This is a genomic window from Chloroflexus sp. (assembly GCF_034434295.1).
Taxonomy (GTDB): Bacteria; Chloroflexota; Chloroflexia; order Chloroflexales; family Chloroflexaceae; genus Chloroflexus.
In genome coordinates this window covers 14885-34631 of record NZ_DAOTZQ010000109.1, presented here as the reverse complement: position 1 = coordinate 34631, position 19747 = coordinate 14885, and the positions used below count along the sequence as shown (strand labels likewise).

Annotated in this window: 17 protein-coding genes and 2 tRNA genes; 4 read left to right on the top strand and 15 right to left on the bottom strand. The window is 56.7% G+C overall.

Annotated features, from left to right (window positions below; translation table 11 throughout):
• The first annotated feature begins 566 nt into the window (after positions 1-566).
• The 4 genes from VAE57_RS15350 to cysS all read left to right on the top strand — a co-directional run bounded on the left by VAE57_RS15350 (position 567) and on the right by cysS (position 2608).
• Positions 567-654, top strand: a tRNA-Leu gene (locus VAE57_RS15350).
• Between the two features lie 26 nt (positions 655-680).
• Positions 681-757: transfer RNA gene (locus VAE57_RS15345), tRNA-Pro, on the top strand.
• A 105-nt stretch (positions 758-862) separates the two neighbouring features.
• Complete coding sequence (locus tag VAE57_RS15340) at positions 863-1309, top strand: SH3 domain-containing protein (RefSeq protein WP_322822734.1); 447 nt, start codon at positions 863-865, stop codon at positions 1307-1309.
• Positions 1310-1411: 102 nt separating this feature from the next.
• On the top strand, positions 1412-2608 hold the full coding sequence (gene cysS / locus VAE57_RS15335; RefSeq protein WP_322822733.1) for a cysteine--tRNA ligase: 1197 nt from the start codon (positions 1412-1414) through the stop codon (positions 2606-2608).
• Between the two features lie 99 nt (positions 2609-2707).
• Here cysS and ftsZ read toward each other — a convergent pair whose 3' ends face one another.
• From ftsZ to VAE57_RS15260, 15 genes are all read right to left on the bottom strand, one after another.
• Positions 2708-3895: a cell division protein FtsZ gene (gene ftsZ, locus VAE57_RS15330; RefSeq protein ID WP_322822732.1), complete on the bottom strand. Its 1188-nt coding sequence runs from the start codon at positions 3893-3895 to the stop codon at positions 2708-2710.
• A gap of 24 nt (positions 3896-3919) precedes the next feature.
• The gene (gene ftsA, locus VAE57_RS15325) at positions 3920-5167 is read right to left on the bottom strand and encodes a cell division protein FtsA (RefSeq protein ID WP_322822731.1); all 1248 of its coding nucleotides are present in this window, start codon (positions 5165-5167) and stop codon (positions 3920-3922) included.
• A gap of 33 nt (positions 5168-5200) precedes the next feature.
• Positions 5201-6019, bottom strand: coding sequence for a cell division protein FtsQ/DivIB (locus tag VAE57_RS15320; protein ID WP_322822730.1), 819 nt, complete (start codon positions 6017-6019; stop codon positions 5201-5203).
• Between the two features lie 12 nt (positions 6020-6031).
• A complete protein-coding gene (locus tag VAE57_RS15315; protein WP_322822729.1) occupies positions 6032-7102 on the bottom strand; it encodes a D-alanine--D-alanine ligase family protein in 1071 nt (356 codons plus the stop codon).
• Between the two features lie 143 nt (positions 7103-7245).
• Positions 7246-8139: a UDP-N-acetylmuramate dehydrogenase gene (gene murB / locus VAE57_RS15310; protein ID WP_322822728.1), complete on the bottom strand. Its 894-nt coding sequence runs from the start codon at positions 8137-8139 to the stop codon at positions 7246-7248.
• A 1-nt stretch (position 8140) separates the two neighbouring features.
• The gene (murC, locus tag VAE57_RS15305; protein ID WP_322822727.1) at positions 8141-9565 is read right to left on the bottom strand and encodes a UDP-N-acetylmuramate--L-alanine ligase; all 1425 of its coding nucleotides are present in this window, start codon (positions 9563-9565) and stop codon (positions 8141-8143) included.
• Positions 9562-10206: a hypothetical protein gene (locus tag VAE57_RS15300; protein ID WP_322822726.1), complete on the bottom strand. Its 645-nt coding sequence runs from the start codon at positions 10204-10206 to the stop codon at positions 9562-9564. Before VAE57_RS15300 ends, murC begins: the two co-directional genes overlap by 4 nt.
• Entirely contained in the window at positions 10203-11291 is a 1089-nt protein-coding gene (locus VAE57_RS15295; RefSeq protein WP_322822735.1) for a UDP-N-acetylglucosamine--N-acetylmuramyl-(pentapeptide) pyrophosphoryl-undecaprenol N-acetylglucosamine transferase, read from the bottom strand. Before VAE57_RS15295 ends, VAE57_RS15300 begins: the two co-directional genes overlap by 4 nt.
• Positions 11266-12540 (bottom strand): putative lipid II flippase FtsW, encoded by a 1275-nt coding sequence (gene ftsW / locus VAE57_RS15290; RefSeq protein WP_322822725.1) that lies wholly within the window; start codon positions 12538-12540, stop codon positions 11266-11268. The genes VAE57_RS15295 and ftsW overlap by 26 nt, the downstream gene beginning before the upstream one ends.
• 47 nt (positions 12541-12587) lie before the next feature.
• A complete protein-coding gene (locus VAE57_RS15285; protein WP_322822724.1) occupies positions 12588-13403 on the bottom strand; it encodes a rhomboid family intramembrane serine protease in 816 nt (271 codons plus the stop codon).
• On the bottom strand, positions 13387-14802 hold the full coding sequence (murD, locus tag VAE57_RS15280) for a UDP-N-acetylmuramoyl-L-alanine--D-glutamate ligase (protein WP_322822723.1): 1416 nt from the start codon (positions 14800-14802) through the stop codon (positions 13387-13389). The genes VAE57_RS15285 and murD overlap by 17 nt, the downstream gene beginning before the upstream one ends.
• Positions 14802-15905 carry a phospho-N-acetylmuramoyl-pentapeptide-transferase gene (mraY, locus tag VAE57_RS15275; RefSeq protein ID WP_322822722.1) on the bottom strand — a complete coding sequence of 368 codons (1104 nt, stop codon included), beginning with the start codon at positions 15903-15905 and terminating at the stop codon, positions 14802-14804. The genes murD and mraY overlap by 1 nt, the downstream gene beginning before the upstream one ends.
• Entirely contained in the window at positions 15902-17395 is a 1494-nt protein-coding gene (locus VAE57_RS15270; protein WP_322822721.1) for a UDP-N-acetylmuramoyl-tripeptide--D-alanyl-D-alanine ligase, read from the bottom strand. The genes mraY and VAE57_RS15270 overlap by 4 nt, the downstream gene beginning before the upstream one ends.
• A 142-nt stretch (positions 17396-17537) precedes the next feature.
• Positions 17538-19355 (bottom strand): penicillin-binding protein 2, encoded by a 1818-nt coding sequence (locus tag VAE57_RS15265; protein ID WP_322822720.1) that lies wholly within the window; start codon positions 19353-19355, stop codon positions 17538-17540.
• A gap of 6 nt (positions 19356-19361) precedes the next feature.
• A complete protein-coding gene (locus tag VAE57_RS15260; protein WP_322822719.1) occupies positions 19362-19730 on the bottom strand; it encodes a hypothetical protein in 369 nt (122 codons plus the stop codon).
• Positions 19731-19747 lie beyond the last annotated feature (17 nt).

The window sequence follows — 19747 nt, the reverse complement described above, 5'->3', positions numbered from 1 at the left end:
GCTGGTCACGCGGATGCCGGGCGCGATCGTCGCAACCATAGGAATCGGGTGGCAATGAATGAGATACCTTCATAGTAGATGTTTTTTGAAATAGGTTCTATTCTGGTGCCATCACGCATTGGATTGGTTGCCTTGTGCGCTCGTCATCCACGTGTTGCGTGATTGGAGTGCGGCAGCCATGCTCACGATCCGGAACGTGGCATGCCGTTGACCCTACCGGGCACGAGGATGTTGTATGTGCTCGTCATGATCATAGAGTCTGTCAGTAATGAATGAGATAACTTCTTGTAAATGTTTTTGAAACAGGCTCTACACTTCTTCGGGATACCACGCGCAGGCTTTTGGTCTCCCCGCTCCCGTCGCGTTCAAGGGCGAACAGTTTTATGAGCGAACGCAGCTTACGTGCCTGTGGTTAGGGGTGATGGCGTTCTGGGTATCTCTCAGTTCCGTCTTCTGTATACGCTCGCAAGTACTGTTCGTTCCTGAACACATACCTGTTGCAAATCCTTACCCGGCGTGCTATCCTTGACGAACCGGCCATTGACTGCTATAATCTGCGATGTCGTGCCGAAGTGGCGGAATGGCAGACGCGGCGGTCTCAAAAACCGCTGGGGATCAACCCCCGTGTGGGTTCAAGTCCCACCTTCGGCACCAGCGAGAGTTATCTGGCTCTCACAATACGGGGCGTGGCTCAGCCTGGTAGAGCGCCGCGTTCGGGTCGCGGAGGTCGGTGGTTCAAATCCACTCGCCCCGACCAAATACAAAGAGCGTCTGTGTTGTAACACAGACGCTCTTTATCATGCATGTTCCTGCCGGGATTGGTATGATACAGGTAAGAAGTTCGATGATAGCGAGTACGCCTATGAGACAACGAATTTTTTACCTGACCAGGAGCTGTCTGTGGCTGGGATGCCTCGTTCTCCTTTCAGCCTGTATTGATCTGGCAGCAGCCCTTCCCCCAACTCCCAGCCCCTTCCCGACCATTCCGCGCTTGCCGACGGTGACGCCGGTCACACCAGAGCCGGTTCGCACATCAGTGATCATCGTGCTGGCCCCATCACCCACGATAACCCCAACCATCAACCCGCTGCGCGGACGGGTGAGTGTGGAAGCAAACGTGCGGCAAGGCCCTGGTACATCGTTTCGGGTCGTTACCGTTCTCCCCGCCAACACCGAGGTTGTACTGGAGGGGCAACGGGCCAACTGGTATCTGGTACGCCTCAGTGATGGGCAGAGTGGCTGGATGTCGGCAACAGTGCTTGAGGTTGATCCCGCCATCGCAGCTCAGGTACCGGTTGTTGCACCATGATCTGCATCAAACAACAATATCTGTCTAAGCAATAGTAGTGGTACCATACTATATGAGACTCGAACTAACCATCCTGGATGGTTTCAGCAAAGGATAGTTCCTATGCAGCTCTTCAGTACGCTATCACGAACCCGCGAAACCTTCACTGTACCGACCGACCGGCCCGTGACGCTGTACGTTTGTGGCGTCACCCCTTACGACACCACCCACATGGGTCATGCTCGTACCTTCATTGTCTTTGATGTGCTGGTGCGTTACCTTCAGTGGCAAGGGGCTACCGTGCGCTACTGCCAGAATGTTACCGATGTTGATGATCCGCTGTTTGAGCGCGCCCGCCGTGATGGCGTACAATGGGATGAGCTGGCCGAACGTCAGATCAGACAACTCCGGGCCGATTGTGCCGACCTGAATATCTTGCCGCCAACTTTCTTCCCGCGGGTTAGTGAAGAGGTTGGCACGATGATCCCCATCATCGAGCGACTGATCGAGCTGGGCCACGCTTACGTGGTTGATGGCAATGTCTATTTCAGTATTCAAACCGACCCCGACTTTGGTCGCATGGCCCGTATGGGCGATAGCGAATTGCTCGCTATCGCCAACCAGCGCGGGAATAACCCGCACGACCCCAATAAACGCGATCCCCTTGACTTTGTGCTCTGGCAGCGTGGCAATCCCGACGAACCAAAATGGGAGAGTCCTTGGGGTCTGGGGCGACCAGGCTGGCATATCGAGTGTAGCGCGATGTCGCAACGCTACCTGGGTGAGCAGATCGATATTCACGGCGGCGGGGCTGATCTGATCTTTCCTCACCATTCCTGTGAAATTGCCCAGAGTGAGTCGGCAACCGGCAAACGGCCCTTTGCCCGCTTCTGGATGCACATCGGTCTGGTCTGGCTCGACGGCGAAAAGATGAGTAAGTCGTTGGGGAATCTGGTATTTGCCCGCGATGCCTTACGCGAGCACCATCCCGATGCGATCCGCTGGTATTTGCTGAGTGAACACTACCGCGAAGATGTTGATTACCGTCGTGATGTGCTCGTGCGCTACGAACAACTCGCAGCCGATCTGCGTCAGGCGCTACGTATCACCGGCGGCTCGCATAGCCCGCTCGACGTTAGTCGTGGCCGTGAGGATGTCGTTGCTGCAATGGACGATGATCTTGACACCCCAACCGTCCTGGCTGTTCTGCATACGATGGCCGGTATGATCATAGATGGTGCAAAAGAAGGCCGTGATGTGAGTGCGGCTCAGGCAGTAGTACGCGACCTGGCTTTGATGTTAGGGTTTACACTCCGTTGAGTAGGGCAGGTAGTGAATCGACCTGACACAGCATATCAACCGCACAGGGTGGGTGAAGACGTTCCTTCACCCACCCTTGCTCCGCATGCTACCCATACCTTAACGCTGGCGATTGCGATCACGTCCACGCAGGAAGGGCGGAATATCGAGATCATCGTTCGTGATCGCCGGTCGTACCGGCTGCACTGGCGGTGTCGGCGGTGTCTGGGCCGGCTGGCGTGGTCGCTGCTGGGTTGCCTGACTGCCAATCTGCCCGGTTGCCTGGCCGGTGCTGGTCGCTACCGTCGGGTACGAGCGAGTGCGCTGCACATTCGAGTTGCGATTGACATCAAAGCCAGTCGCAATGAGCGTAATCTTGATCTCACCGGGCGGGAAGTTTGGATCGATCACCGCGCCGATAATGATATTGGCGTCGGGATCGACTTGTTTGGCCACAATATCAGCAGCCTCGTAAACCTCCATAATCCCTAAATCCTCACCACCGGTGATGTTAAAGAGTACGCCTTTGGCGCCATCAATACTCACTTCAAGCAATGGGCTGGCAATTGCCTGATTCACGGCATCGAGTGCTCGTGTATCGCCTTTGCCGAAGCCAACCGCCATCAGCGCCGAACCCTGCTGGGCCATGATGGTCTTAACGTCGGCGAAGTCAACATTGATCAAGCCACGTTGAGTGATCAAATCGGAAATACCCTGAATGCCCTGGCGCAGAACATCATCAGCCATCAGAAACGCCTGCTGGAAGGTCGTATTCTTGCTGGCCGTCTGCAACAGACGGTCGTTGGGAATCACGATCAGCGTATCGACAACCGGGCGCAACTGCTCGATCCCGGCCTCAGCGACCTTTCGGCGATGATTGCCCTCGAAGGTGAAGGGGCGCGTCACCACACCAACGGTCAACGCGCCGAGATCGTGGGCAATCCCGGCAATGATCGGCGATGCACCGGTACCGGTACCGCCACCCATCCCGGCAGCGACGAAGACCATATCGGCCCCCTTCAACTGCTCGTAGATGTCTTCCTGGTTCTCCTCGGCAGCTTTCTGACCGATAACCGGATTACCACCACTGCCGAGACCACGGGTCAGTTTATCGCCGATCCGAATCCGCACCGGCGCCAGCGAGTGCATCAGAGCCTGGACATCGGTATTCACCGTGATAAACTCAACTCCCTGTACGCCGGCAGCAATCATGCGATCAACTGCGTTGCTGCCGCCGCCGCCAACGCCAATGACTTTGATCTGAGCGAAGTCTTCCAACGAGAAGCCATTGCTGCTGCGATCAACCATGTGTAACCCTCCTTGAACTGGTAGTTATGGCAATAATTCGCGCAACCAGCGGCGGAAGCGCTCGTAAAGTGAACTCGTATCATCAGACGAGGACTGCTCAGGCGGCCGCCCGCCATAGCGCACTCCCCATCGCAAAAGCCCAACGGCCGTCGCATATGCCGGTGAGTCGAGTGAGTCGGTGAGCCCCCCCAACCCACCTGGAATACCGATTCGTACCGGTAATCCCAGGTCTTCACGCAAGAGATCGTCGAAGTGACTGAGCTGTGCCCCACCTCCGGTCAAGACAATGCCGGCCGGTAGCATGCCTTCGTAGCCGCTCCGGCGGGCTTCAGCAACGATTAGCTCAATCAGTTCCTCGGCACGTGCCTGCAAGACTTGCTTCAAGAGATGAGCACTGATCTGTTGCTTTTCGCCTACCGTCAATGTTTCCGCATCGATGAGATCACTCTCATCACCCGGTGCGGGCGGATTACCGGCGATTGCGCTGCCGTAGCGCAGTTTTAAATACTCGGCGGTATTCGGCGGCGTATGCAAGACATAGACAATATCGTTGGTGAAGTGCTGCCCACCAACCGGGATTACCCCGGTATGCCATACCCCACCCTGGGCAAAAATGGCGAGATCGGTGGTTGCGCCACCAATATCGATGAGCATCACACCCCGCTCTTTATCGTCATCGCTGAGCACTGCCTCGGCGGCAGCCAGCGGCTGCAAGACCAGATCATCAATCTGCACACCCGCCCGTTCGACGCTCCGGATCAGGTTCTGAATTGCCATCGCCTCGCCAGTGATGATGTGTGTCTCCACCTCAAGACGCAGCCCACTCATCCCAATCGGATCGCGAATCCCATCATTGCCATCAATTACATAGGTACGGGGAATGACGTGAATGATCTCGCGCTGGGTGGGTAACGCTACCAGTTGCGCTGCTTCCACTGCCCGCGCCACGTCTTGTCGGGTGATCCCGTCGGGATTCTGAACGGCTGCCACTCCCCGACTGTTCAGTGACGAAATATGACGACCGGCAACCCCGACAAAGGCGTGATTGATCCGCAAACCACTGGCGCGTTCAGCCTTTTCCAGGCTGGCTTCAATCGCAGTAGCGGCATCGTCAATATTGACAACCACCCCCTTGTCGATCCCACGGCTGGGCACCATCCCAACACCGAGAATGTTCAGCCGTCGTCCATCACCGATCTGGCCGACGATGGTACAGATTTTACTTGTCCCTACATCTATGCCAACAATGGTGCGTGCCATGGTGCGTGCCATAGTGTCCTCGCTGCCTGCCCCAACGGGTGTCATTCATGAGCTGCCGCCGGGACGATATTGATAAAATGGATTGACTGGTCGTAGATCAAGATAGGTAAACGGTGTGCCATCGGCGAGTAAATATGCCAGAATTGTTAATTTGCGTTCAAGCCTTTCACTACGGCCAAAAACAATCATTTGATCCTGCGCTGTGCGCACAAAGACCCCTAGACCAAAATCCCACCCGATCTGTGCCGGATGTAATCCGATCTGGTTGGGCAACACAAAAGCCAGTTCACGCGCCAGCGTCAGCGCATCGGTATCCAATCGCATCCCCGGCTCGACCGGCAGATTTGAGCTATCAACAATCACTAACTCATCTTCGGCGGGCAGTATTGCAGCAGCTTCGATCACATATCCCTGCCGATCAACCAGATAATCAACCCCGCCGGTTCGCCAGTAAATCGCCGGTTGGCGCTCGACAATCACAATCCGTGCTCGATCAGGTAAACTGAGCGTCAGCCGGGCTTCTTCTACAAACGGACTGGTTAACAATGGCGCAACTGCCTGCTCTTCATTAACCAGCCAGATCGGTAGCCCCCGCAGTGGAACGGCGGCAACAATGCGCTCCGGGCTTAAAAACTCAGCCCCCACAACTTCGACCGTCTGTACCCGAAACCGACTGCTGAACAGGACGTAGAAGAGTGCAAAACAACTGATGACAAACACGATACCGCTGACAATCCGCCCGCTCCGTAAGCCTTCACGCAATCGCCAGCGCCAACCGGGCACGACCGGCTCGGTGCTGTTTCGCCGCATACGCTGACGGCGGGCGGCGATTCGTTCACGAGTATTTGGCGGATTGTATTCCATGCTCTCTATCTCCTACCACCTGGCACGCTCCAGTGCCAGATCAACCAGTCGATCCAGCAACTGAGCGTATGACAGGCCGCTTGCTGCCCACATTTTGGGGTACATGCTGATCGGGGTAAAGCCGGGCATCGTATTCACTTCATTCACCCAGAGTGTGCCCTGCTCACGGTCGAGTAGAAAATCTACTCGCGCCAGGCCAGCCCCATCAATAGCCTGAAACGCCCGCATTGCCAGTTCCTGTACCTGCGTGATCTGCGCTGGGCTGAGATCGGCAGGTACTATCGTCTGCGAACCGCCGTCAATATACTTGGCGTGGTAGTCATACCATTCGCCGGCAGGAATGATCTCGCCGGGAATACTGGCAACGACCTCATCATTCCCCAATACAGAGATTTCAATTTCGCGTGCCGGGATACCCTGCTCGACGATAAGCCGCCGATCATAGCGAGCCGCTTCGTGGAGACCGGCCAGCAATTCGGCTCGATCACGAACTTTACTCACTCCCACACTACTGCCGAGATTGGCCGGTTTCACAAACATCGGATAGCGCAGGGCCGCCTCAAGCCGCGCACACAGGCCAGGCTCATCAGCCAGTTCGCTACGACGTACCAACACCCACGGTAACACCGGCAAGCCGGCAGCAGCGAACGCGGCTTTCATCAGACCTTTGTCCATCCCAACCGCACTGGCCGCCACGCCACACCCGACATACGGCCGACCGGCCAGCTCAAACAACCCCTGAATGGTGCCATCTTCGCCATACGGACCATGTAAAACCGGGAAGATAACATCAGCCGCAGGTAGCTCCCATCCGGGCGCACCAACGCGCCCAAGCGCATGCACCGGCCCCGCTGCAACCTGCGCCGCACTGGCCGGCAACCGGGCAGGATCGGCTTCGGCCATCAGTTTTGCCAGTGCCCCAGGCCCATGCCACCACTGACCGTCTTTGCCAATACCGATCGCTTCAATCTGGTAGCGCACCGGATCAAGATTGCTCATCACGGCGTGGGCTGATACTAATGACACTTCGTGCTCGCCACTTTGCCCGCCAAACACGACGGCAACGGTGATCGAATTGGTCATTCACTGCCTCCTCTACCACACGGATCGATCGGTGAGACGATCGTTATCTACAACAACGAGCACGGCAATCCAATTTTGCTTATTATTTCGTTTATACTGATCTTTTTTCGGTATTTTGTTCGCTATTTTGATCATCTCAACCTCTAAATAACCCGCACTTCAAGCTGAAGCGTAATCTCAAATTGCTCAGCAACTTTCGTGCGCGCCAGATCAATCAACGCCAGAATATCGGCGGCTCGTGCCTGCCCACGATTGATGATGTAATTGGCGTGTAACGTACTAATCTCTGCATCACCGATCCGTACACCTTTGAGACCGGCAGCTTCAATTAGACGACCGGCAAAATCACCTGCCGGATTTTTGAACACACTGCCGCACGAACTACCTGCCGGCGTCTTCTGTTTGCGTGCGGCAGCAATCGTTTTCATCCGCGCCGTCAATGCCACCGGATCGCCGCGCCGCAAGCGAAAACGTCCAGCCAGTACCAGTGGTGGGATGTCGGCATGCAGCAGTTGTTTGAGCGCACTCTCGCGATAGGTGTATGCCAGATCGTGTACTGACCATTCAACGCATTCGCTACCATTGAGCAGCAGATCAGCAGTCATGAGCACTTCGGCTACACTCCCGCCATAACAACCGGCATTGCCAACAATCGCACCACCAACTGCACCGGGCAGGCCCTCAGCCCACTCCAGACCGGCCCACCCCATTGCTGCCAGCCGCCGGGCCGTTCCGGCCATTGGCGCACCGGCTTCAATCCATACTTCAGCAGTCTCGCCGTGTTCGATCAGTTCCCAGCGTTGCCCGCGATACGAGGCAATCACGCCGTCAAATCCTTCGTCGCGTACAAGTAAATTCGTTCCGCGACCAATCCAGATCAACGGCAACTGCTGCTCTCTGGCCCAGGCCGCCAGCGCAATGGCTTCATCGGGTGTGGCCGGCTCAGCATAATAACGCGCCCTTCCTCCGGCACGCCACGACGAATGACGCGCCATTGGTTCATCGGGGTATAACGTTACCGGTAATGCAACTGGCATCTCATCTCTCCTCTGACATTGCGCTGCGCTGTTCGAGAAATGCTGCTGCCACCTGATCGCTATCACCAGCCCCCAGGGTCAGCACGACATCACCGGATTGCGCTACCGCAAGCAGTGCGGATGGCGCGAGTGCCGATGGTCCGGCATAACGAGCCGGAATACCATGCGCAATCAGATGGGCAACCAGTGATTGGGCTAGCGCGACCGGATCGCCCTGCTCACGGGCCGGATAAATATCGCCGACCAGCACCACGGCTGCCTCACGAAACGCTACCGGCCACTGTTCCCAAAGGCTATGCGTCCGGCTGAAGGTGTGCGGTTGCAAATAGACGATCAGACGTCGATCCGGATAGCGCTGACGGGCAGCCAAAAGGGTGGCCTGCACCTCGGTCGGGTGATGGGCATAATCGTCAATCACCGTGATCCCACCAACATCACCCCGCCACTCAAACCGGCGGCTACTGCCACGATACTCTGCCAGTGCAGTGACGGCTGTACGCAGATCGGCGCCCCATAGCGCAGCCGCTGCCAGTGCTGCGGTTGCATTTCGCACATTATGCTCACCAGGAATAGCCAACGTGACCGTCGCGGACAGCCGTCGCCCGAACGAACGCCGGTCGTAGTACCAGAGATCAAACTGTTGACCGGTCGAGGCTACTCTCACACTACTCGCCGTCCAGTCGAGTGGGGCCAGCCGACAAGAGACCGGATCGGTGGCGATGTGCTCATCGATCCCGTACAAACGGGCTTCACTCTGTTCGACGAGGGCGAGGGCACCAGGATCATCGGCGCAGACCAGTAACCGGCGTGGATCACGCACCTGGCGGGCAAAGGCGGCAAAGGCTGCCGTGTACTCGGATGGCGTGGGGTAGACATCGGGATGATCCCATTCGACATTGGTAATGATCGCCAGTGCCGGTGTCAGCGCCAGAAAGACCCGGTCGTATTCATCGGCTTCGATCACCAGTGGTGCTTCTGGATCGCCCCATTGTGCACTCCCACCCAGCGCCGGTACATCAGCACCGATCAGAAAACCACACCTGATACCGGCACCGCGCAACGCCAGCGCTGTCAATGCGGTGGTTGTGGTTTTGCCATGCGTCCCGGCGATAGCAATCACCGGGCGCTGTTCTGACCACAGACGCCACAAGTCGGCCCGACTAAGGCGAGGGATCCCTGCCGTCGCAGCCGCCTCTAATTCAGGGTGAGTGCCACGAATTGCTGCTGTAGCCAGAACAATATCGGCACCCTGCACATACGCCGGATCATGACCACGCCAGACTTGCACACCCCGAGCCTGGAGCGCAGCCGTGGCGTGGTTCGCGGTCAAGTCCGAACCGCTCACCGTATGACCCTGGTCGAGCAGCAGATGGGCAATCGCACTCATCCCTGCGCCGGCAATCCCGATGATATGGTAGTGACTCACGGTTTCCAAACCTTCGGAAAGTTGAACAAAATAATCAACCCTAAAATCATAAAGAAGATCGCAATCAGTGATGGCAACAAAATGCTCACGTCGGGCAATACATTCAATAATGTGGCAATCGGGCCCTCAAGAATGCCACCATTGTTCACAAACTCGCGCCAAAAGACCACCGCAGCGTTTGTCCATAGTAGAGCAATCAACGCACCAACAAACAATCCTAATGGCCGCGCCAATCGCTCCTTGGGGGGGCCTTTCCAGGCCGCTTTACTATCGAAAAACAGACCCAACAGGATCAGCGCAATAAACGCCATCAGCCGGAAAAAGAGCGGAACCTGAAATCCCGGTGTGATCAACGGATCCAGCGGCGGCACCAGCGAAGGATCATTGCCGATCAGAAAGGCCACAAATCGCGGTGCATTAACCCATAAGCGATTGATCAAACCAACGATAAAATCGCCACCCTGCACGCAGGTGATATAGGCAATAATCGTCCAGAGTGCCAGGGTCAACAGGTTCCGCATACCCTGCTGATAGCCGGCATAGCCGCCCAACGCCATCAGAATGAGCAAAATGGCCACACCATTCAAATTGAGTGTAATGACCGGCTGCGCAAGCGGGATTATCATCCATTGCTCAATCATGCTGAACTCCTCGATGCGAGGTCAAGTAGTGCTTCGGCCAACCTTTGCGCTGCATCAGGACGGGCCAGATCGCGGCTGCGTGCTGCCATCTGTTTCCGCTGCTCCTGATCGATCACCAATTGTCGGATTGCGCTCGCCAGTGGCCCCTCTGCGGGTGCTCCATCACCGAGCATTGCCTGATCGGCCACCTTCAGCGCAGCACCCCGTTGCACCAGATAATCGGCATTCTCATCCTGATGAACATACGGGTATGGTACCAACACCGCCGGCAGACCGACCGCCGGCAACTCGGCAAGAGTTGACGCTCCACTCCGGCAAACAGTGACATCCGCCGCCACCAGCGCGGCTGTCATACTTTGCGCGTGTCCACTCTCCAGGTAGGGGAAGAGCAGGTAACGTGCACGCAAGGCTGGCTCAAGACGTGCCGCTGCTTCCTCCAGCCAGACCTGATCACCTTCGCGCCCACAGACGTGAATAATGGTGCAGAGTGGCAGCAGCATCGGCAGGAGGGCAGCGATTGCCCGATTAATACTGCGTGCGCCACGACTACCACCATACACCAGTAACACTGTTTGATCCGGTGGAATACCAAATGCGGCCCGTGCCGTTGCCCGATCAGTGGTAAATAATTCATCCCGCACCGGATAGCCGGTCACCAATGCCCGCCGATCTCCCTCACGCAAGCCCAACCGTGGTAATGAGTCGCTGACATTGACTGCTGTAAGATCGGCAATGCGGCTGAGCATCCGCACTGCCAGCCCTGGCACAACATCCGGCAGATAGATCATCGTCGGCACCCGACGTAGCTTTGCCGCAACGAAGAGTGGCACACAGACATACCCACCGGTACCCAGAATAGCTGCCGGTTGCTCGCGGGCCAGTAAGTGCCCGGCTGCGATCACACCGCGCAGCAGCGTGATCAGGGCACGAGTTGCCTGAACCGGTCCCCGACCACGCACAGCTGCTGCCGGTAATGCCTGAAAAGGCAGACGGCTTTCCCGCGCCACGATGCGTTCTTCCATCCCCCCAACACTCCCCACGTACACGACGTGTGCCTGATTAGCGAGGGCGTGGGCGACTGCCAGCGCCGGATAGACGTGACCGCCAGTGCCGCCACCCGACAGGATGAGGCGTAACGTCTTTGTCGGCAGTGGATACGACTGTGGCTGTGGTATGTGAGTTTGACTGATCGACATGGCGAGAAATATTCAACAGGATACCGGTAGCCATTAAGCAACTAATCAACGATGAACTGCCGTATGACAGAAACGGTAGCGTAAGACCGGTAAACGGTATTAGTGCTACAGTGACCGCAATATTCACGAACGCCTGAAACACGATCCACGACGTGATCCCCACCGCAACCAGGGCGGCAAAGGGAGATGGCGCACGCGCAGCAATTCGATAACCACGTACCGCAATAATCACAAAGGCTACGAGGACGGCCAGCGTGCCCAGCAATCCCCACTCTTCACCGATAATTGCGTAGATTGTATCAGTATGTGGTTGCGGAAGCCAGAGATGCTTTTGCCGGCTCATTCCCACACCCTGCCCAAACAGACCACCACTGCCAAAGGCGTATAGCGAATGAATGATCTGATACCCTTCTGCACTGGCCCGCGACCAGGGATCGAGAAAAGCCTGCCAGCGCCCACTGCGAAAAGTGACGATCAGGGCGAAGAAGGCAACCGATGCCAGCAACGCGGCCCCGGTCACATGCAACAGATTTGCACCAGCAGCAAAGAAAATGGTGCCGCCAATCATCAGAATGATAATCGTGGTACCCAAATCCGGCTGCAACATGATCAGGCCACAGATAAACCCCAGTATCACTGCAAACGGCGCCAGACCATAAGCTACATTCCCCAATCGATGACCACGTCGCGAGAGCCAGTGGGCAAAGTAGATGATCACAGCCAGCTTGACAAACTCGGCGGGTTGAATGCTCAATACCCCCAGCCATCCTTCACCAAACCGAATCCACGACCGCGAACCATTCACCTCGGTCATACTGGCCGGTAAGATCAGCACCAGTACCAGCAACACTAATGCCACTGTCATCAACTGTATCGAATAGTGTTGCCAGACCCGACAGTCAATCCGTTGCATAAACCACAGCGCTACCAGCCCAATCACTGCTCCGGTTGCCTGCCGCAACAGATAGTAGAATGGATTACTGTACAACACCGAAGCCTCAACAAAGCTGGCGCTGTAGACCATAATCAGACCAAATGCCGTTAACCCAATCACGGTAGCCAGTAATACCCGGTCTGGCGGGCGATGGGTGCGGTCAAAGAGCAAATGTGTTGGGCGCGATCCATCACTCTTGACCATACTCCTCTTCTTTCCTTCACAAAATGCCGACTTCCCAATCAGCCACGCTACGCTGGCGTTACCAGACGTACCAGGACAATCATCACCAGCGCAATGGCAAACACCCACAACCAGCCCTGTATCGGGAAGCGGCGAATGAACAACGGTGGAAAAAAGCGTAGATCGATGGTCAGGCGGGGAGCAAGGGCAACGCCGATCACAATGCCACTGAGCAATCCACCAAGATGCCCCCAGTTATCGATCACGCCTTGGGCTGCAAAACCGATCAACAGATTAATTAAAGCAATTGCCACAATGCCACGCACCTGATTTTGGCCAAACTCACCCAATACCCGACGGTTGAGATAGTAGAACACACCCAGACCACCAATCAGACCGAAGATTGCCCCACTCGCTCCCACTGCCGGTGCCGGTGAGAGAGCGTATGACGCGATACTGCCACCGAGTCCACTGAGCAGATAAAGAGCGAGAAAACGGCCATGGCCATAAAAACGTTCGGTCTCTGGCCCTAACACCGAGAGCGCATACCCGTTGAAGAAGATATGGATCAGGTTCGCGTGCAGAAAAACCGCGGTCAACAACCGCCATAGTTCACCATTGGCAATCCGCTCGTTGATCTTCGCCCCCAGGACTGCCAGTACTGGAAATGCCGGTTGAAAGAACGATCCACTGAGCACACAACTCAGAACGTAGACAATCCCTATCGCCCAGAGCAAACTCTGTGTCACGAACGGGCGAGGTGGGGCGGGGCGGGGTGGAGGTGGCGGTGGTTCTTCCGGCAAATCGGGACGACGGCCAAACTCGCGCTCGGCTCGACGCAGAAATGCTTCAATATCGTCGGATTCATCAGGTGGACGGGTCATACTTCTGCTCCCCGGCGCGACCGTCAGCCAACTCGCGCACGATCTGGCGAAACGCCTCACCACGGTGAAACTCATTCCGAAACATGCCGAAACTGGCACATCCGGGCGAAAGCAAGACTGCACCACCGGGTTGAGCCAATGAGCGGGCCGTTGCCACCGCGGTAGATAGATCGGTAAAAGGCCCGGCAAGCGGTATTTGTGGTGCGTACTGGCTCAAGAGCGTCTGCAATCGAGGTGTTGCACTTCCCTGTAACAACACGACAGCCGCAGCGCCCTGCGCAATGGTATCCGCCAGGTATACCAGATCAAGGTCTTTATCAGCACCACCAGCGATCAATACAATCGGCCCCGCGACAGTCGCCAATGCTGCCGCTGTTGCTGATGGATTCGTCGCCGTTGTATCATTGATATACCGCACTCCATCAATGGTTGCGACTAGCTCCAGCCGGTGTTCAACCGTTGTCATCTTACGGAGTGCCGCTACAATCGCTTGCGGTTCGATTCCAACATGGTAGGCCAACGTAGCCGCCGCCAGGGCATTGGCCAGATTGTGGGTGCCGGGTAAGCGCAGATCAGAACGATGCGCGAGTATCACATCACGATAGCGCAGATACCCATCGGCATCAACCGTTGCAGCAGCCGTCGGATCAGAGAGACTGAAACTGATGATGCCACTCCGGCCACGACCCCAGGTTTTAGCCTGCTCTGGTGGTAAAACCGCAATTCCATCTTCGTCCTGATGTGCCATGATCTGGCGCTTGGCGTTCGCGTAGGCCGCAAACGAGCCATGCCAGTTGAGATGGTCAATGCCCAGATTGGTCAGCAGTGCATAATCCGGGCTTAACCCGGCTTCACCGAGTCGTTCGAGTTGAAAGCTGCTCAGCTCCAGCACAACCGGTGTCTGCGGCCCGATCTTTTCGAGAGCATCTAAGGCCGAAATGCGCAAATTCCCGGCGATAACTGCATCAGGGTAGCGTTGCCGGATCATCGCTGCCAGCATCAGGGTCGTGGTTGTCTTTCCTTTCGTACCGGTCACTCCCAGGATAGGGCCGGGGCAGGCTCGAAAGAAGAGGGTCATCTCGGTTTCGATTCTGACCCCATACGAGCGGGCGAGCGCCAGCCAGGGTGAGTCGGGACGCACCGCCGGATTAACCACCAGTAGATCGGCGGCCTGAATATCTTCGGCCCGATGTTCGCCCAATGTGTAGTGCACCTGCTTCCCGATCTCGGCGGCAAATGCATCAAGGTGGGCTTTCGGTTCGGCCAGCATCTCTGCCGCAGCAAGATCGGTTACGGTCACGTCGGCACCATGGCGTAAGAGCCAGCGTGCCACTCCCAGGCCACCGCCGTGAACCCCAAGCCCCATGACAAGCACCCGTTTTCCTGCCACCGCTACCATTACCGGCTCCCATCACCTTCAATCACCATTATCGCCGGTTGATCGACCTGTATCCCCGTCGCAGGTGGGCCAAAAATCAGCGCCAGCGAGATACCAACCATTGCGGCCACGGTGCCGATCAAGACAAAGCGCTGCGTTACTTGCGGTTGACTCCAGCCGAGCAATTCAAAATGGTGATGGAGTGGTGCCATCTTGAAGATACGCCGCCCTTCGCCGTACCGCCATTTCGTCCATTTGAAATAGCCGGTCTGAATCATGGTGGACAACGCTTCCACCACAAACACAACCCCGATCACCGGCAAGAGCAACCACTGCTGCGATTGTAACGCCACCACAGCCAGCGTTGCACCAAGCGCCAGGGCACCCAGATCACCCATAAACACCTGCGCCGGATAAGCGTTATACCAGAGAAAAGCAGCGCAGGCACCCACTACGGTGAAGCAGAAGGCCATCAGATTGGTCAGGCGTGGCTCGGCGAGGAACGTTATTACGCCATATGCACCAAAGGCGAGAGTCAGATTCCAACCGGCCAGGCTATCGAGACCGTCGGTGATATTGACTGCATTCGAGATAAAGACGATGATCAGTACTGCAATCGGAATAAACCACAACCCGATGTTTACTTCACCGACGAACGGAATCTGGACAAGACCCTCGTGCTCCAGACCATACGGCTGCGGCAGATAGAGCGCCAAGCTGGCCACAAAGGCAACAGCCATCATAATCCAGAACTTAAAGCGCACGGTAAAGCCATGCGTCTTTGAGCGGGAACCGGTCAGCGACAGCCAGTCGTCAATCGCACCCAGAACGGCAAAACTTACCATTACGCCCAGGGGCAGCAGCATTGACCAGCGATCAACCAGGTTGAATAGGATCGTCAGGATCAACACGGTGCTCACGATCATGATGCCGCCCATGGTTGGCGTGCCCACCTTGGTCAGATGGCTCTGGGGGCCATCCGGTCGAATACGCTTCCCCAACTTATGCCGGCGTGCGAAACGTACCCACCACCCACCGATGATCAGGGTCAACACAAACGCTGCCGCAGCAAGCAAGAGGGCACGCGCCATATCTTGAACCAGCACTGCACGAAGGACACTCACGCAATTTCTCCTGTGTCGTTACGAGTAGTAGCCTGCAAAGCGGCAACGATCGTCTCCATCTGTACGCCGCGCGACCCTTTGATAAGCAGGTAGTCACCGGGCTGGATGTACCGGTTCAGCAGGTTGATCGCCGCCTCATTATCGTCACATATAAACACCTGCTCTGCCGGCATTCCGGCTGAACGTGCTGCCTCGGCCATGGTATGCGCCTGTCGCCCAACGGCAACCAGCACATCGGCCATCGTTGCCGCCGCTCCCCCAACCTGCTGATGACCTTCAATGCTGGCTGCACCCAGTTCAAGCATCTCGCCTAACACAGCAATCCGCCGCCCATTGGTTTCAGCCAGCACCTGTAGCGCAGCGATAGTCGAAAGTGGTGCCGCGTTGTATGTATCATCGATGATAGTAACACCGTTCCGTCCGGCTACGACCCGCAGCCGCAACTGATCACCGGGTTCGCGCAGCCCTTCAGCGATGGCTGCCCAATCCAGCTCCAGCACCAGCCCGGTGGCAATGGCTGCCAGCGCCGTATAGGCGTGGTGGCGACCGATCAGTGGTGTGATCAGGCGATGACTCTGACCTTCACAGCCGACCGTCAGCTCGATCCCGTACAATCCGTGGCTCACCACGTCGAGTAAACGCACATCGGCACTTGGCGCGTAGCCGTAGGTCAACACCCGAGCAGCAGTGCGACTCGCCATTGCCGCCACCCGGTGGTCATCGGCATTAAGGATACACCAGCCATCGGCAGGCAACGACTCGGGCAATTCGGCCTTTGCATGCGCAATGGCTTCGATACTTCCCAACCGTTCCAGATGCGAAGGGCCAACATTGGTCACGATACCAATTTGAGGGCGGGCAAGCGTCGCCAGAAAGCGAATCTCACCCGCCGCCCACATCCCCATCTCGAGCACTGCCACTTGATGGTCGGCAGTCAGCCCGAGTAAGGTTGCCGGTAACGTCACCTCACTATTAAAACTACGTTGACTTTTTAAAGTGCGCAGGCGTCGGCTACAGACTGCCGCCACAACCTCTTTTGTCGAGGTCTTGCCCACACTGCCGGTGATTCCTATCACCGTCGGCGTGAACATCTGTCGATGGTAGACGGCCACGCGCTGCAAGGCGAAGAGCGGGTCGTCTACAGCGATGAGGAGACATGCGTCAGGCGGAACGGTTACCAGAGTCTGAGCCTGCGCCGGTTCGATCAACCGCCAGGGGCGAGCAACTGTGTCGAGATCGGAGGCCAGCGCAGTCACTTTTTCTGGTGAAACCAGCGCTGCCGCAGCACCGCGTGTCACCACATCGGCCAGAAAACGGTGTCCATCGGTACGTTCGCCGGTTAATGCTACAAAGAGCGATCCCGGCGTCACTTCGCGCGAATCGGTTACGACCTGGCCAATCTGACAACTGGCCCAGGATGGTGGCAGCGTTACCGCCTGTCGTGTCGCACGAGGTTGTACTCCGTACAATAAATTGTCGAGCCTGATCAATGTGCCCTCCCCAAGCCGTTGCCGAAACCAACCGTCTTGCGGAGGCCATTATAGCATCTCCCTTTCGCCGACCTCTATCGGTAGAGGTTGGCACAAGCTGATAACAAGCTGAAAACCGCCAGATGAACATCTTCCTGCCCCTTCACGGTTGCCCTGGACTAACCAGGCTACGATCAGGCGGTATATGAGCGTAGCGTAACAACTGCTCGACCACGTTGTAATAGACCGGAATAGCAGTAAGTACGCCGAGCGTATCCTTCTTCGGTCGATCAACCTTCACCAGTACGACAAACCGCGGTTCATCGACCGGGGCAATGCCCAACACCGAACCAATCGTGTAGACGGGATCGTAGCCACCGCCGGGTAGCGGGATCGAGGCCGTTCCCGTTTTGGCTCCCACCCGATAGCCAGGCACAAGCCACTGGTCACTCCAGTTACCGGTGCGCGGCCCCCAAATCACCGGTGCGTAGTGATTCGCCGACTCGACCATCATCTCGCGTACCGCACGCGCCACTTCTGGAGTCACCGGTCGGGCAACGACCTGTGGCTCAGTGCGGACACATTCATCGTTACGGCAAACCTGTTGCACCACATAGGGCCGCATCATCACCCCATCATTCGCAATGGCACCGGCAGCCTGCACCAGCTGCAACGGGGTCACGGAAATCCCCTGGCCGTAGGCGTTGGTTAAAAAGGTGAGCGGATTGTAGCCGGCACTACCATAGAAATTAACAATCCCACTCTCCTCACCGGCCAGATCGACGCCGGTCGGCTGGCCAAAACCGAAGCGCGTCAAGACCCGGTAAAACGTCTCTGGCCCAACCAATTCATTAAATTGCAATGCCGCCACATTGCTCGAATAGTAGATCATCCCGGCCAGCGTCAGCGGGCCGTGAGGTGCCGCATCAAAATTGCGCAAGACCTGACCGTAGCGTACCACCCAACCCGGATCGTCAACCGTTGTCGTTGTCGTCACCACCCCTGAACTGAGGGCCGCTGCCGCCGTCACCAGCTTAAAAGTGCTGCCCGGTTCGTAAATCGTACCGATTGCCGGATTCCGCCCATACACCTCTGGCGGATACTCTTGCCAGCGGTTCGGATCGAAGAATGGCCAGTTGGCCATTGCCAGAATAGCGCCACTGCGTGGGTCAAGCACGATAATCGTACCGCCATCGGCATTCTGCTCATCAATGGCCCGCTGTAGCTCTCGTTCAGCCACCTGCTGCATAAATGGATCGATGGTCAACTGCAAATCGGCCCCATCTTGCGGTGGTAACGTGCGGGCCAGGCTGGTTGCAATCGGGTTTCGATTTGGATCAAACTCACCTTCAATTCGCCCTTCGGTACCACGTAGTAATTGATCGTAATAGGCTTCAATCCCACTGACGCCCTCGCCATTCAGGTTTAATGCACCGACAACCTGAGCAGCAGAGATACCCTGCGGATAGAAACGCATCGGCTCGTAGACCAGCCAGAGACCGGGCAACTCAAGTTCGGCAACCTGCGCAGCCACTTCTGGTTCAAGCCAGCGCGCCAGACGCACCCACTGCCGATCTGAGCGCAACGCCGATAAAATCTGATCTGCCGGCTGATCGGTCAGGCCAGCAATAAGAACTGCAATCTCCGCTTTGCGGGCAGCAGGCACCTGGGGCGGCACAGCAAACAGACTCTGGCGTTCAACGTCCATCGCCAGCACTGTCCCGCTGGCATCACTGATCTGGCCACGCCGCGGTGCCAGCAAGGTCGGCGTCTCAATTTCCAGCCGCGCCTTGCGCACAAGGTCGTTGCTACGCACCACCTGGAGATCAACGAGACGAACAATGATGATAGTTGTTATCAGAAGACAACCGATCAAGAGCACCTGCAAGCGCCAGCGCGGTAGTGGCTTGCCTGCGGGAACCGGCGTTGTTGATGCCGTCGTTGGCGTTGTCACTGATGAGCGGCGGGTTGTAGCAGCCATAACAGGTTACTCATCAAGTGGCGGTAAATCTGGAATACGAACATACCGTACCTGATCGGGTGTCGGTGTGCGAAAGCCCAATTCGGTGGCCCGTTTCATGCGTGCTTCAACTGACTGAACCCGGGCCATCTGCTCATGCAGCCGCGAAAACTCACGATTAAGCTGTACCTGCTGCTGACGCAAGCCAACCAGCTCATAATTCATGCGGGTCACCAGACCACTCTGCACCAGTGTCAACAGACTGAGCAGGCAGAAGATGAGGCTCAACAACAGCATATAGCGTGCTCCATCGAGTCGCAGGTAACGCGAAAGGTCAATCCGTCGCAACCGCACTCGGCCCACAATGGCTGGAATGTGTTCAGTTCGTACTGCCATACCTCTATCCTCTCAAT

What these genes read in the sequence shown, in the direction of transcription:
- VAE57_RS15340 (WP_322822734.1), top strand. Translation starts at nt 863, where the DNA reads ATGAGACAACGAATTTTTTACCTGACCAGGAGCTGTCTGTGGCTGGGA.
- cysS (WP_322822733.1), top strand. Translation starts at nt 1,412, where the DNA reads ATGCAGCTCTTCAGTACGCTATCACGAACCCGCGAAACCTTCACTGTA.
- ftsZ (WP_322822732.1), bottom strand. Translation starts at nt 3,895, where the DNA reads ATGGTTGATCGCAGCAGCAATGGCTTCTCGTTGGAAGACTTCGCTCAG.
- ftsA (WP_322822731.1), bottom strand. Translation starts at nt 5,167, where the DNA reads ATGGCACGCACCATGGCACGCACCATTGTTGGCATAGATGTAGGGACA.
- VAE57_RS15320 (WP_322822730.1), bottom strand. Translation starts at nt 6,019, where the DNA reads ATGGAATACAATCCGCCAAATACTCGTGAACGAATCGCCGCCCGCCGT.
- VAE57_RS15315 (WP_322822729.1), bottom strand. Translation starts at nt 7,102, where the DNA reads ATGACCAATTCGATCACCGTTGCCGTCGTGTTTGGCGGGCAAAGTGGC.
- murB (WP_322822728.1), bottom strand. Translation starts at nt 8,139, where the DNA reads ATGCCAGTTGCATTACCGGTAACGTTATACCCCGATGAACCAATGGCG.
- VAE57_RS15300 (WP_322822726.1), bottom strand. Translation starts at nt 10,206, where the DNA reads ATGATTGAGCAATGGATGATAATCCCGCTTGCGCAGCCGGTCATTACA.
- ftsW (WP_322822725.1), bottom strand. Translation starts at nt 12,540, where the DNA reads ATGGTCAAGAGTGATGGATCGCGCCCAACACATTTGCTCTTTGACCGC.
- VAE57_RS15285 (WP_322822724.1), bottom strand. Translation starts at nt 13,403, where the DNA reads ATGACCCGTCCACCTGATGAATCCGACGATATTGAAGCATTTCTGCGT.
- murD (WP_322822723.1), bottom strand. Translation starts at nt 14,802, where the DNA reads ATGGTAGCGGTGGCAGGAAAACGGGTGCTTGTCATGGGGCTTGGGGTT.
- VAE57_RS15265 (WP_322822720.1), bottom strand. Translation starts at nt 19,355, where the DNA reads ATGGCTGCTACAACCCGCCGCTCATCAGTGACAACGCCAACGACGGCA.
- VAE57_RS15260 (WP_322822719.1), bottom strand. Translation starts at nt 19,730, where the DNA reads ATGGCAGTACGAACTGAACACATTCCAGCCATTGTGGGCCGAGTGCGG.